The sequence below is a fragment of the Thiomonas arsenitoxydans genome, assembly GCF_000253115.1.
GTDB lineage: Bacteria > Pseudomonadota > Gammaproteobacteria > Burkholderiales > Burkholderiaceae_C > Thiomonas > Thiomonas arsenitoxydans.
In genome coordinates this window covers 1854515-1867348 of record NC_014145.1, presented here as the reverse complement: position 1 = coordinate 1867348, position 12834 = coordinate 1854515, and the positions used below count along the sequence as shown (strand labels likewise).

Here is a 12834-nt window from a genome sequence, read left to right as displayed (position 1 = left end):
CCCTACGGAAGCTGAGGGGGCGGCAAATGGGCGGGCGGGTTTACCGCATGCTTGGCCAGATCGTCCAGAAATAAAGAGTCCAGCACGTCCTTGCTCGTCGCAGCAAGAACAACCTTGGGTGCCACACCGGCGTCAAGTGCTTGCTGCCAGCGCCCAGCACAGACGCACCAGTGGTCGCCGGGTTTCAAGCCGGGGAAGCGCAGTTTTGGGTTGGGTGTGGACAGATCATTGCCTTGCGATTTTGTGTATGCGAGGAACTGCGCGTCCATCAAAGCGCACACGCCATGCACTCCAGCGTCCTGTGCTGTCACGGCGCAGTAGCCGTTGCGCAAATATCCCGTCTGTGGAGCCTGGCTGCAAGATTGCAAAGGCTGATTCAGGACATTGAGCAAGGCCGGATCGGCTTCAGACTTATTGGGCGTTTGCGCAAACGCGGAGGTTGAAATCAAGACCGTACCAAGGCATGCAATGCTGGACGCAAAAAAACGACGGTAGTGCGCGGTGATGGTTGCCAAAACTCTTCTCCGAACCCAAACGAGGCTCAAGAATATGGCGCTGTGAGTGCCCTCATCCGTTGTGAGGGGGATTTGACGTCGCGTACCCAATTAGCCAGGGCCGTGCACGGAGCGTTTTTGCGCCCGTCAGCAGGCGAAGCGAGCAGGCGCTAGATCGCGCGCTCAAGCTGGGCTAGCTCTTCAGTGCTGAACCCCGCCTGCAGCCGTGCGTCGCGATTGAACGGAGGTTTGATCCGCGGGGCGTCGAAAGCGGCGGCCAGTTCGTCGTGCGCGGTGAGGGGGTTGCGGCCCGTCTGGGTGCAGGCCCAGTGATACCAGCGGTTGCCGATGGCAACATGGCCGATTTCGTCGGCCAGAATGCGGTCGAGAATTTCCGCGCCACGCGCATCGCCAGCGGCGGCCAGCTTGGCGCGAATGCTGGGGTTCACGTCCAGCCCCCGGGCTTCGAGGGTGCGCGGCACCAGCGCCATGCGGGCCAGAACTTCGCCAGCGGTTTTTTCGGCCATATCCCACAGGCCGTTGTGGGCGGGGAAGTCGCCGTATTCAGCACCGATACCGCGCAGGTGATTGCGCAGCAGAGTGAAGTGCTCGGCTTCTTCGGCGGCCACGCGAATCCAGTCGCGGTAAAAATCTTCGGGCAAATTCTGAAAACGCCACACAGCATCGAGGGCGAGGTTGATGGCGTTGAACTCGATGTGCGCAATGGAGTGCAGCAGGGCGGCGTGACCCTTGGGGTCGCGCGGGTTGCGGCGGGGCATCTGTTGCGCGGGGATCAGTTCAGGCTTTTCCGGGCGGCCGGGGAGGGCGGCGTTTGGCGGTGTCTGCACACAGCTGGTCGGATCGATGCTCACCCGCCCTTGGTGCAGATCGTCGCGCAGGGCCAGCGCCAGCTTAACCTTGTGCGCCGGGTCGGGCTCGATCAGTGCGGCCAATGCGGCCTGGCGCGCCGAGCTGGAAGAGATGGGCGCACTCACTGTGTTTTCTTCAGCACCGTCATGGCCGAGGCGATGAGGCCGGCGGCCTGGCTCATGTCTCCAGGCACGATGAGGGTGGTGCTCGATTTGGCGAGGTTGGCATAAGTGTCCAGACCTTGCTGGGCGACCTTGAGCTGCACGGCTTCGGCGCCGCCGGGTTTTTGAATGGCATTGGCCACGACTTCCAGCGCGTGCGCGGTGGCGTCGGCCACGGCCTCGATGGCGGCGGCTTCGCCTTGCGCATTGTTGATGGCCGCCTGCTTCTGCCCTTCAGATCGCGCGATGAAGGCCTGGCGCTCGCCTTCGGCGACGTTGATGGCCTGTTGACGCGCACCTTCCGAGGTGGCGATCACGGCGCGCTTTTCACGCTCGGCGGTAATCTGGCGCTGCATGGCGTGCAGGATTTCGTTGGGCGGGGTGAGATCCTTGATTTCGTAGCGCAACACCTTCACGCCCCAGGTGGCGGCGGCATCGTCGAGAGAATTCACCACGCTGTGATTGATGAACTCGCGTTCTTCGAAGGTCTTGTCGAGTTCGAGCTTGCCGACCACCGAGCGCAGCGTGGTCTGCGCCAGTTGGGTGATGGCGACGATGTAGTTCGACGAGCCATAGCTGGCACGCATGGCGTCGGTCACCTGGAAATACAGCACGCCGTCCACGGTGAGCTGGGTGTTGTCTTTGGTGATACAGATCTGGCTGGGCACGTCGAGCGGAATTTCTTTCAGCGAGTGTTTGTAGGCCACGCTGTCGATGAAGGGAATGATGATGTTCAGCCCCGGTTGCAGGGTGGAGTGGTAGCGGCCGAGACGCTCCAGAATCCAGGCGTTTTGCTGTGGCACGATCTTGATGCCGCGGCTGACGAACAGCACGGCGATGACGGCCAGGATGATGGCGATTTCCATGAAAGACTCCCTTGGGTTGATCAAAGCGGGCTACGCGCGTCAGCCCGGATTATGTTGTGCATTCGTGTCGAGCGATGGCACGGCTTGTGCGGCGGGCAGCGGTTCGATCAGCAGCACATTGCCGTCTTGCCCGGCAATGCGGTGCGGGCCGGTTTGTAGTGGGCCACGCCGCAGCAGCCGCGCAGACCAGTCCGAACCCCGGTAATGCACCCGCGCCACGCCGTCTGCCGACCAGGCGGACACATCGACCGTGGCACCGAGATCGAGGTTGTCGTGCCGCACATCGGCGGCGGTGCGTTTACCGAAAATACGCCGGGTCAGATACAACGCGATCACCGCGCCGCCGCCCACCACGGTGAACGCCACCCAATGCCAGGGCATGGGCAGCCCGGCATGCGCCGCCAGAGCGCCGGCCACGGCACCCACGGCCAGCATGAGCAAATAGAAGGTGCCGCTGACCAGTTCCATCGCGACAAAAAAACCGGCCAGAATCCACCAGGCGGTCGGGTTGTCCATCTCGGGTGCTCCCAATATTGATGGCGCGAAGCAGGGCGCTTCACACGGATTTCCTACACTCTCGCACTTTATCCCTTCCGCGTCGGAGCCGTCATGCACTTTCGTTTTCCCATTGTCATCATCGACGAAGACTTCCGCTCGGAAAACTCGTCCGGCCTCGGCATTCGTGCGCTGGCGCAGGCCATCGAGAAGGAGGGCATGGAGGTGCTGGGCGTGACCAGCTACGGCGATCTCTCCAGCTTCGCGCAGCAGCAAAGTCGGGTGAGCGCGTTCATTCTCTCTATCGACGATGAGGAATTCGCCACCGCGGAGGAGGGCGTGGAACCGAAGGCTTTGCACAACCTGCGCGCCTTCATCGAGGAGATTCGCTTTCGCAACGCCGAGATTCCCATCTACCTTTACGGCGAAACGCGCACCTCGGGGCATATTCCCAACGACATCCTGCGCGAACTGCACGGCTTCATCCATATGTTCGAGGACACGCCAGAGTTCGTGGCGCGGCACATCATCCGCGAGGCACGCTCGTACATGGACTCGCTGGCGCCGCCATTCTTTCGTGCCCTGGTCGGCTACGCCGCCGATGGTTCCTACTCCTGGCATTGCCCTGGGCATTCCGGTGGCGTCGCCTTCCTGAAGAGCCCGGTGGGGCAGATGTTCCACCAGTTCTTTGGCGAAAACCTGCTGCGCGCGGACGTGTGCAACTCGGTGGATGAGCTGGGCCAGTTGCTCGACCACACCGGCCCGGTGGCGGCGAGCGAGCGCAACGCGGCGCGCATTTTCCACGCCGATCACCTGTTTTTCGTCACCAACGGCACGTCCACCTCGAACAAGATGGTTTGGCACAGCACGGTAGCGCCGGGCGATGTGGTGGTGGTGGACCGCAATTGCCACAAATCCATCCTGCACGCCATCATCATGACTGGTGCGCTGCCGGTGTTCCTCACGCCGACGCGCAATCATTACGGCATCATCGGGCCGATTCCGCTGGCCGAGTTCCACCCGGACAACATCGCCCGCAAGATTGCCGAGAATCCGCTCACGCGGCATCTCGTCGGCAAAATCAAGCCGCGGGTGCTCACCATCACCCAGTCCACCTACGACGGCGTGCTCTACAACGTCGATGCCATCAAGCAGATGCTCGATGGCCACATCGACACCCTGCATTTCGACGAAGCCTGGCTGCCGCACGCCTGTTTCCACGACTTCTATCGCGGCATGCATGCCATCGGCCCCGACCGCGAGCGCACCAAGGAAGCGATGGTGTTCGCCACGCAATCCACCCACAAGCTGTTGGCGGGCCTGAGCCAAGCTTCGCAGATTTTGGTGCAGAACGCGCAAAACCAGCAGCTCGATTTCCATCGCTTCAACGAGGCGTATCTGATGCACAGCTCCACCTCGCCGCAGTACGCCATCATCGCCTCGTGCGATGTGGCCGCGGCGATGATGGAGCCGCCGGGCGGCACCGCGCTGGTCGAAGAAAGCATTCTGGAGGCCATGAACTTCCGCCGCGCCATGCGCAAGGTCGACGCCGATTACGGACAGGACTGGTGGTTCAAGGTGTGGGGGCCGAACGGCTTGGCGGAGGAGGGCACCGGCGAGCGCGACGACTGGCTGCTGCACGCCACCGACGACTGGCACGGCTTCGGCGCCGTGGCCGATGGCTTCAATATGCTCGACCCGATCAAGTCGACCATCGTCACGCCGGGGCTGAACATCAACGGCGATTTCGACGCCACTGGCATCCCGGCTGCCATCGTCACCCGCTTTCTGGCCGAGCATGGGGTGATTGTCGAAAAGACCGGGCTCTACAGCTTTTTCATCATGTTCACCATCGGCATCACCAAGGGCCGATGGAACACCCTGGTCACGGCGCTGCAGCAGTTCAAGGACGACTACGACCGCAATCAGCCGCTGTGGCGCATCCTGCCCGAATTCGTGGCGCAGAATCCGCGTTACGAGCGCATCGGTCTGCGCGATCTGTGTCAGCAGATCCACGAAGCCTATCGTGAGCAGGACGTGGCCCGTCTGACCACCGAGATGTATCTCTCCGATTTGCAGCCGGCCATGACGCCGACCGACGCCTACGCCAAGATGGCGCACCGCGACATCGAGCGGGTGGAGATCGACCAGCTCGAAGGTCGCATCACCGCAGCGCTGGTCACGCCGTACCCACCGGGCATTCCGCTGCTCATTCCGGGCGAGCGCTTCAACGCGCCCATCATGCGCTACCTGAAGTTCGCCCGCGATTTCAACCTGCGCTTTCCGGGATTCGCCACCGACGTGCATGGACTGGTGACTGAAACCGACGCCAGCGGAAACAAACGCTATTTCGTGGACTGCGTGCGCAACCCGGACTGAAACAGCTTTTTCTACCGGCGGCGGCTTCGAGAGGGGCCGCCGTCAATCTCTCGATATGAGGTCGTGTCGTTTACTTAACATAATGCACATATGTTCTCTAATTGATGCCCAGCCACGAGGCTGGAATGGCGCTCTTACCAGGAGCCCTGTGGTCTATCCTTGCCCAGCGCCTTGGCGATCATGTTGGCGATGTCCTTGTGGTTCATTTGGGTTGCCAAGGTCAGCGCGGTGTAGCCCATGGCATTTTTGAGCTTCGGATCGGCGCCTTCTTCCAGCAGCAGCTTCACCGTGCTGTCATAGCCAAAATACGCAGCCATCATCAGCGGCGTGGAGCCGTTGGGCGCGGCGGCGTCTATGTAGGCGGAATGTTCGAGCAGATACTTGACGACTTCGGTACGCCCCCGGGTGGCGGCATAAGACAACGGCGTCCAGCCCGGTTTGTTGATTTCCGCGCCTTTTTCGACCATAAGCTTGACGATGCCAAGATCGCCCTGAAGGCAGGCGATCATCAGCGCATTTTCGTCGGACGGGTTCAGGTAATTGAGATGAATATGCGGATCATCGATCAATACCTTGGCGACCTTGAGTGAGTTGTAGCGCAGCGCCAGATACAGCGCCGAATTGCCTTTGCTGTCCACCGCGTTCGGGTCGAAACCCTGCGCCAGCAGACTGCGCACGGCGCCCACGTCGTCGATATTGACGGCGCGGAAAAAGTCGGTGTAAGCCCCGGCGTAAGCCCAACCACCCGAGCCCGCGAGCAGCGCGGCCACGGCGGTAGATTGGAGAAATTGGCGCCGAGCTCTATTCATAAAACACCTTAATTATTATTCTTAACACTATGATTTATTGTAGAAATAGCCGGGTGAAATTATCGCTGGTCTGTTCTGCCAGCGCCTCCCGATCCACGCCGCGCAATTCGGCCAGATAGTCGGCGACGTAACTCACGTAGGCCGGTTCATTGGTCTTGCCGCGGTGCGGCATGGGGGCCAGATACGGGCTATCGGTTTCGATCAGTAAGCGGTCGGCCGGAATTTGTACCGCCACATCGTGCAGCGCCTGGGCGTTCTTGAAAGTGACGATGCCCGCGATGGATATGTAGAAGCCCAGATCGAGGGCGCGCTGTGCGACCTCCCAGTTTTCGGTGAAGCAATGCATCACGCCCCGCGCACGTCCCTGCCCTTCCTCGGCCAGAATGGCGAGGGTGTCTTCGGCGCTGGCGCGGGTGTGAATGATCAGCGGTTTGTCGAGCTGCATGGCGGCGCGAATATGCACCCGAAAGCGCTCGCGCTGCCATTCCATCTCAGCCACGGTGCGCTCGCCCAGACGGAAATAGTCGAGCCCGGTTTCACCGATGCCGACCACGCGCGGCAATTGAGCCAGGCGCGTGAGGTCTTCAACCGCGGGCTCGCGCACGCCTTCGTTGTCGGGGTGCACCCCCACAGAGGCCCAAACCCCGGGGTAACGCTGTGCGATGGCGTGCACCGCGTCGAATTCTTCGAGCGTGGTGCAGATGTTGAGCGCACGCGTCACGCCTTTTTCGTGCATATGCGCAAGCACGTCGTCGAGGCGTTCTTCCAGGCCCGGATAGGCCAAGTGGCAGTGAGAATCGGTCAGTGCAGCGGTCATTTCAAGCGGTATTTCGGGCGGCATCAAATAGTGTTGGTCGGCTTGCCGCTGGCCTCTGCGGCGCCCAGCGCTTCTTCGATTTTCACCTTCAGGTGCCGCGCCTTGTCGTCGGCGGGAAAACGCACGCCGATGCCCTGCGGGCGGTGGTTGGCGGCATTGGCCGGGTTGATCCAGGCGACTTTGCCTTCGACCGGATAGCGCTGCGGGTCGTCCACAATGGTGAGCAGCAGATAAACGCCCTCCCCCAGTCGATACTCGTGCGGCGTGGGCACAAAAATGCCGCCCTCGGGGAAGAAGGAAATGTACGAGGCATACAGCGCCGGTTTTTCCTTGATGGCCAACTGAAGGACGCGGGGCTTGTTGGCGGCAACGCTTGCGGCGCGGGGTGCGGTAGCCATGAATCAATCTCCTCGGGAGAAAATCTGGGCAAATTCTAGGAGCAGTGCATCGCTGGCGAGTGCCTGGTGCAATGGAAAACCCGCCAGCCGTTGTTTCTGGCGCCAGCCGTCCAAGGCATCAGCCAGTTTCAGCGGTGCGATGCGCTGGGCGAGTGCGGTCAGAGCTGGCAATTTTTGCGGCAGATAAAGCGGGGGTGCGCCAACCTGCACGCGCTGCAGATCGCTGCCGATTTTCAGCAGGCTTGCGACGCCAGCCGCCTGATCGGGCGGCGGCGGCAGGGTGGACGACTGCGGACGGGCGGCTTGGCGCGACAAGGCGTCCAACAGGCTTTCGGCCCATTCCAGCCCCAGCGCCGGGTTGGCCTGATAGACCGCACCCTGGCTCCAAGCCAGCACGGCCTGCTGCGCCCCCGCCGCCACCGTCTTCCCGCCGAGTTGTTGCTGCGCCTCGGCAGCCCCCGGGCGCGGCAGCGCCGCCAGGCGACAGCGGCTGCGAATCGTGGGCAGCAAGGCGTCGAGCCGGTGGGCGCCGAGCAGAAACTGCACGTCTTCCGGCGGTTCTTCGAGGGTCTTGAGCAGCGCGTTGGCCGCGGCCGCATTAAGCGCATCGACCGGATAGATCAGCGCCACCTTGGCGCGGCCGCGGTGGCTGGTGCTCACCGACCAGTCGTTGAGGCGGCGGATCTGCTCGATGCGGATCTCCTGGCTCGCCGTCTTGGTTTCGGAGCGCGGCGCGGCCTCTTCAGACGGGTTCAGGCCGAGTTCGGGCCACATCGCCTCGGGCGCTGCGATCAGTAAATCGGGGTGCGTGCCCGCCGCCAGCAGCGCGCAACTGGCGCAGTGCCCACAGGCCTTGGAAGTAGACAGGACAGCAGGAAGCCGGGCCGCCTCACGCTCGGAGGCTGCGAGCGACTGGGGCGATTCGCACAGCAGCGCGTTAGCCGTGCGCTGCAGCAGCAGCCATTTGCCATAACCCTGCGGCGCGTGGATCAGCCAGGCAGAATTCATTTTGAATCAAACTCTTGTAAAACTTTGTTCAAGTAACCTGTGATGGTTTTTTGTACCGCTTCCGGGGTTTGCGTGCCATCGATCACACGCCATTTTTCGGGCGAACTGGCGGCCTGTTGCAGGTAGTTGGCGCGTACCCGGGCAAAAAAATCAACGCTTTCCTGCTCGAAACGGTCGCGCTGCCGCGTCTGCTCCAGACGCTGCGCGGCCACCTCGGGCGGCACATCGATCAGGATGATGCAGTCCGGGCACAACCCCGGATGCACCCAGCGGGCCAGGGCTTCGAGCCGCTCGGTGGGAATGCCCTTGCCGCCACCCTGATAAGCGAGCGTCGCCGCGGTGAAACGGTCGCAAACCACGTCGGTGCCGCCCAGCAAGGCCGGCTCGATGACACGCAGCACATGCTCCTGCCGCGCCGCGAACATCAGCAGGGCTTCGGTTGCCGGGCGCATGGTCTCGTGCAGCAGCAGTTCGCGGATTTTTTCGCCGATTTCGGTGCCGCCCGGCTCGCGGGTGAGCATGACCTGGCGGTTGGCTGCACGTAGCACATCGACCACGGTCTGCAACTGGGTCGATTTGCCGGCGCCGTCGATGCCCTCGAGAGAGATGAACAGGCCGGGACGGTAGGGATTGAGTGCGCTCATGGAGTCTTGAGGATGTAACGCGCCACAGCCGCGTTGTGCTGGGCAAGCGTGTCGGAAAACTGGCTGGCGCCGTTGCCACGAGCCACGAAATACAGCGCCTTGATCGGCGCGGGATGCAATGCCGCCTGCAGCGACGCCTCGCCCGGAAGCGCGATGGGCGTGGGCGGCAGGCCGTTGATGATGTAGGTGTTGTAGGGCGTGAGCGTTTGCAGGTCACGTTTGGTGATATTGCCGTTGTAGCGCGCGCCCATGCCGTAGATCACGGTGGGATCGCTCTGCAGCGGCATGCCCGCGCGCAGACGGTTGATGAACACGGCGGCGATTTTTTCGCGATCAGACGGCTTGCCGGTTTCTTTCTCGATGATCGAAGCCAGAATGAGCGCCTGCTGCGGCGTTTTCAGCGGCAGATCGGGCGCGCGCTGCGCCCACGCGGCGGCCAGGCGTTTTTGCATCGCCTGATAGGCGCGGCGCAGCACGTCCAGCTCTGACGAGCCTCGCGCATACAGATAGGTATCGGGGAAAAACTCACCCTCGGGCGGCGTCTGCGCCGGAGCGCCGATGCGCTGCATGATCTGCTCAGGGGTGAGATCGCCCACGTCATGCTGCAGACCGGGTGCCTTCGCCAGCCACTGCAGCATCTGCTCAAAAGTCCAGCCCTCGGGAATGGTGACCGAGAGCAGCGTCTGATCGCCGCGCGCCATACGTTCGAGCAACACCCACGGCGTCATGCCGGTGCTGATTTCGTAGCTGCCGGCCTTGAGTTCCGTACCGCGCCCGCTCAGACGGGCCAGCCAATAGAACAGGCGCGGCTGTAGGTCGGCGCCCTGCGCCCTGATCTGTTGCGCCGCCGACAGGGCGGAACTTCCGGGACGCACCGAAAAGTCGAGCGGGCTCTCGCGCAGAGCGATGGGCTGGTTGGCCCACCAGACAAACGCCCCGGCCGCCAAGGCCAGAGCGATTAAACCGAGAAGAAGGAGTTTTCGCAGAAAACGCACGTTGCAAGTGGAGGGAAGTTGCCGCCGGGGCGCGGACCGCCGCGCGCCGGTGGCGGGTAAGCTTCCTATACTAGCCTAGCCGAACCCCCATTCCAGGGGGCTTAACCATCAGCCGCTCATGCCTCTGCTCTCCTGTCCTCTCGATCAACTCTCCCTCTTGCGTGTCTCGGGGCCGCAGGGCGCCGACTTGCTTCATGCCCAACTCAGCCAGGATTTCCAGCATTGGCCGGACGAGCAGGCGCGACTGGCCGCGCTGCTCAACCCGCAGGGGCGGATGCTGGCCGACTTCATCGCGGTGCGCCTGGCGCCCGAGCAGATCGGCCTGCTGCTCGACGTCTCGATTGCCGCCGCCGCACTGCAACGCCTGCGGATGTTTGTGCTGCGCCTGAAATGCACCCTCGACGACGCCAGCGCGCAGTGGGCGCGGCACGGGCTCTTGGGCGATACCGCCGCCGACTATCCGGCCTCGCTCACCCCCCCCGCCCAGCCCTGGGGCGTGCGAAGGCTGGAAAGCGGCGCGCTTTTGCTGCGCCTGCCGCAAGCGGGCTCAGCGGTGCGCTGCGTGCTGCTGACCGAGCGGGATCAAGCTACGCAGGCCGAGCAGGCTGCGCTGCGGGCAGAGCTTGCCGCATTGCCCGCGCTGTCGCCGTCTGAGTGGGCGCTGCAGGATATTCGCGCAGGGCTGCCGCACCTCACCGCTGCGACGCAGCAGTTATTTGTGCCGCAAATGCTCAACTTTGAATTGATCGGCGGGGTGAATTTCAAAAAGGGCTGCTATCCGGGGCAGGAAGTGGTGGCGCGCAGCCAATACCGTGGCACCCTCAAGCGGCGCATGTACGTGGTGAGCGGCCCGGCCGCCATGCAGCCGGGGCAGGAATTGGTGCACGCGGCCGATCCCGGCCAGCCCTGTGGCGTGGTGGTGAATGCCGCGGCCGATGCCGCTGGCGTGTGGTGGGCGCTGGCCGAGCTGAAAATCGCCCTCGCCGAACAGCCGGGCCTGCATCTGGGCAGCGCCGAAGGCCCCGAACTGAAGCTGGGCGCCCTGCCCTACGCGCTCACCGCGCCCGATTGAGCCTGCGCCTTCCGTAGCGCCAGCGCGGCGGCTGCCACCGCCTGCACCGCCTCGGGCAAGGCCCGGCTCATTTTGATGAAATTGTGAGTGACACCCGGCCATTGCGTCATCTCGACCTTCACCCCGGCGTGGCGCAACAACGCGCCGTAGGCCAGGCCCTCATCGCGTAGTGGATCGCAGCCGGCAACCGCGATCCACGCCGCAGCCACGCCTTGGTGTTGAGTCGCCAGTTGCGGGGCAAAACGCCAGTCGGCGCCATCGCGCGGGTCGCGCAGGTAGTGTCCGAAAAACCAGTCGATCTGTTCCCGGTCGAGCAAAAAGCCGTGCCCATAGCGCTGTTGCGACAGCGTTTCATGCCCGCAACCCATGCCGGGATAAAACAGCAGTTGCAAGGCCAGCGGCAGCGCGGCGTCGCGTGCCGCCAGGGCGCAGGCCGCAGCCAGCGTGCCTCCGGCGCTGTCTCCGCCGACGGCGAGGCAGTGCGTGTCCACGCCGAGCATCTCGCCGTGGGTGTGCAGCCATTGCAGCGCATCCCAGCTGTCGTTGAATGCGGTGGGAAAGCGGTGTTCCGGGGCGAGCCGGTAATCGAGCGACAGCACCATCCAGCCTGAGCGAAGGGCGAGTTGGCGGCACAGCGCATCGTGCGTGGCCGCGCTGCCGATGACAAAGCCGCCGCCGTGCAAGTAGAGCAAGGCGGGTTGCGGCGCCTGCCAGTCAGCCAGCCGGGGGGCGTAGCGGCGCAGCGTGAGGCGCTCGCCATCGCGGCTCGGGCAATCGAGCGTGTCGCACAGCGGCAGGTCGGCCGGGGGAAAGTCGAGCACTTCGGCCATGCGCGCATAGGCCGCGCGGGCGGCTGCCGGGGTGAGTTGCTCAAACGCAGGCTGCCCCGCACGAGCAATGCGCTGCAGCAGTTCGCGCATGCGCGGCGTGAGGTCGGCCTCGGGCGGGCCTTGGGGCTTCAGGTCGTCCATGCCCACAGCGGCACATCGTGTTGCTGCGCCAGCGCGGTGAGCTGCGCGGCGGTGTGCGATTTGCACCAGCGGGCGATGGCGCGGTGCGTCGCCCCTTGCGCCGCCAGCGCCAGCGCCTGTTTGAAGTGGGGCTCCAACGCCGCAATCGCCACCAGCCCGTCGGCACAGGCATAGACGCCATATTCGGGCAAGGCGCCGCCGAGCAGTTGCCCCGGCGCGGTCATGCCCAGCGCGCGGGGCACGGCGACAAAACCGGCCGCGTCGGACAGCGCAATGTCCAGCATCGCGCCCCTGCCCTGCGCGCGTTGGTGCAGCAGCGCGCCCAGGGCGGCCTCGCTCACCAGCAGCGCACCCGTCATGTCGGCCAGCAGCGTGGCGGGCGGCTTCGCGGCATCGATCAGCCCTGCCTCGGCCTGGAAGGTGAGATCATGCCCCGGCAGCTGCCCCTGCGCCCCCGGATAACCGACGACGAACACGGCGCTGAGGTGGGGATGGCGCGCGGCCAGACTGCGCCGGTCCAGCCCCAGCCGCTTGAGCGCTGCGGGGCGGAACGCTGTGAGCAGCAGATCGCTTTGTTGCAGCTGTTCGTGCAGCGCCGTCTGGCCTTCGGCGGTTTTCAGATCGAGCTTGCGCACCGGCACTGCCATGTGCATGGCGCGGTAGAGCGCGGGCGACATCTGCGCCATCGGATCGCCGCCGGGCGGCTCGATTTTCAGCACCTTGGCGCCCAGCGCGCGCAGGCGGGCAGCGGCGGCCGGGCCCGGCAGGTTGAGCGCCAGAGTGACGATGCGTACGCCACTCAGCGGCTTGTAATTTCGGGGATGACGGGGGTAGAGACGTGCGGTGTCCGGCATG

14 protein-coding genes are annotated in these 12834 nt (G+C 64.0%); 2 read left to right on the top strand and 12 right to left on the bottom strand.

The window, feature by feature from the left end:
- Positions 1 to 2: 2 nt before the first annotated feature.
- The 4 genes from THI_RS08635 to THI_RS08620 all read right to left on the bottom strand — a co-directional run bounded on the left by THI_RS08635 (position 3) and on the right by THI_RS08620 (position 2907).
- Positions 3 to 515, bottom strand: coding sequence for a DUF2237 family protein (locus THI_RS08635; RefSeq protein ID WP_176140480.1), 513 nt, complete (start codon positions 513 to 515; stop codon positions 3 to 5).
- A gap of 149 nt (positions 516 to 664) precedes the next feature.
- On the bottom strand, positions 665 to 1489 hold the full coding sequence (locus THI_RS08630) for a ferritin-like domain-containing protein (protein WP_013105870.1): 825 nt from the start codon (positions 1487 to 1489) through the stop codon (positions 665 to 667).
- Positions 1486 to 2391, bottom strand: coding sequence for an SPFH domain-containing protein (locus THI_RS08625; protein ID WP_013105869.1), 906 nt, complete (start codon positions 2389 to 2391; stop codon positions 1486 to 1488). Before THI_RS08625 ends, THI_RS08630 begins: the two co-directional genes overlap by 4 nt.
- Positions 2392 to 2430: 39 nt before the next feature.
- Positions 2431 to 2907 (bottom strand): NfeD family protein, encoded by a 477-nt coding sequence (locus THI_RS08620; protein ID WP_013105868.1) that lies wholly within the window; start codon positions 2905 to 2907, stop codon positions 2431 to 2433.
- A gap of 93 nt (positions 2908 to 3000) precedes the next feature.
- Between THI_RS08620 and THI_RS08615 the strand changes: the two genes are divergently transcribed.
- Complete coding sequence (locus THI_RS08615; protein ID WP_013105867.1) at positions 3001 to 5265, top strand: arginine/lysine/ornithine decarboxylase; 2265 nt, start codon at positions 3001 to 3003, stop codon at positions 5263 to 5265.
- Positions 5266 to 5399: 134 nt separating this feature from the next.
- Here THI_RS08615 and THI_RS08610 read toward each other — a convergent pair whose 3' ends face one another.
- From THI_RS08610 to mltG, 6 genes are all read right to left on the bottom strand, one after another.
- Positions 5400 to 6035: an ankyrin repeat domain-containing protein gene (locus THI_RS08610; protein WP_231836477.1), complete on the bottom strand. Its 636-nt coding sequence runs from the start codon at positions 6033 to 6035 to the stop codon at positions 5400 to 5402.
- Between the two features lie 73 nt (positions 6036 to 6108).
- Positions 6109 to 6891, bottom strand: a complete 783-nt coding sequence (locus THI_RS08605) for a TatD family hydrolase (RefSeq protein WP_013105865.1) — start codon at positions 6889 to 6891, stop codon at positions 6109 to 6111.
- 23 nt (positions 6892 to 6914) lie between these two features.
- A complete protein-coding gene (locus tag THI_RS08600; RefSeq protein WP_013105864.1) occupies positions 6915 to 7289 on the bottom strand; it encodes a PilZ domain-containing protein in 375 nt (124 codons plus the stop codon).
- 3 nt (positions 7290 to 7292) lie between these two features.
- The gene (locus THI_RS19500) at positions 7293 to 8297 is read right to left on the bottom strand and encodes a DNA polymerase III delta subunit-related protein (RefSeq protein ID WP_013105863.1); all 1005 of its coding nucleotides are present in this window, start codon (positions 8295 to 8297) and stop codon (positions 7293 to 7295) included.
- Positions 8294 to 8941 carry a dTMP kinase gene (tmk, locus tag THI_RS08590; protein ID WP_013105862.1) on the bottom strand — a complete coding sequence of 216 codons (648 nt, stop codon included), beginning with the start codon at positions 8939 to 8941 and terminating at the stop codon, positions 8294 to 8296. The genes THI_RS19500 and tmk overlap by 4 nt, the downstream gene beginning before the upstream one ends.
- Positions 8938 to 9936 (bottom strand): endolytic transglycosylase MltG, encoded by a 999-nt coding sequence (gene mltG / locus THI_RS08585; RefSeq protein ID WP_013105861.1) that lies wholly within the window; start codon positions 9934 to 9936, stop codon positions 8938 to 8940. Before mltG ends, tmk begins: the two co-directional genes overlap by 4 nt.
- Before the next feature lie 118 nt (positions 9937 to 10054).
- Between mltG and ygfZ the strand changes: the two genes are divergently transcribed.
- On the top strand, positions 10055 to 11008 hold the full coding sequence (ygfZ, locus tag THI_RS08580) for a CAF17-like 4Fe-4S cluster assembly/insertion protein YgfZ (RefSeq protein ID WP_013105860.1): 954 nt from the start codon (positions 10055 to 10057) through the stop codon (positions 11006 to 11008).
- On the opposite strand, the gene THI_RS08575 is transcribed toward ygfZ, so the two are convergent.
- Together THI_RS08575 and THI_RS08570 are read right to left on the bottom strand one after the other, a co-directional pair.
- Positions 10984 to 11979 carry an alpha/beta hydrolase gene (locus THI_RS08575; protein WP_013105859.1) on the bottom strand — a complete coding sequence of 332 codons (996 nt, stop codon included), beginning with the start codon at positions 11977 to 11979 and terminating at the stop codon, positions 10984 to 10986. The two genes, ygfZ and THI_RS08575, sit on opposite strands and share 25 nt — an antisense overlap.
- Positions 11967 to 12833, bottom strand: a complete 867-nt coding sequence (locus tag THI_RS08570; protein WP_013105858.1) for a CoA transferase — start codon at positions 12831 to 12833, stop codon at positions 11967 to 11969. Before THI_RS08570 ends, THI_RS08575 begins: the two co-directional genes overlap by 13 nt.
- Between the last annotated feature and the right edge of the window lies 1 nt (position 12834).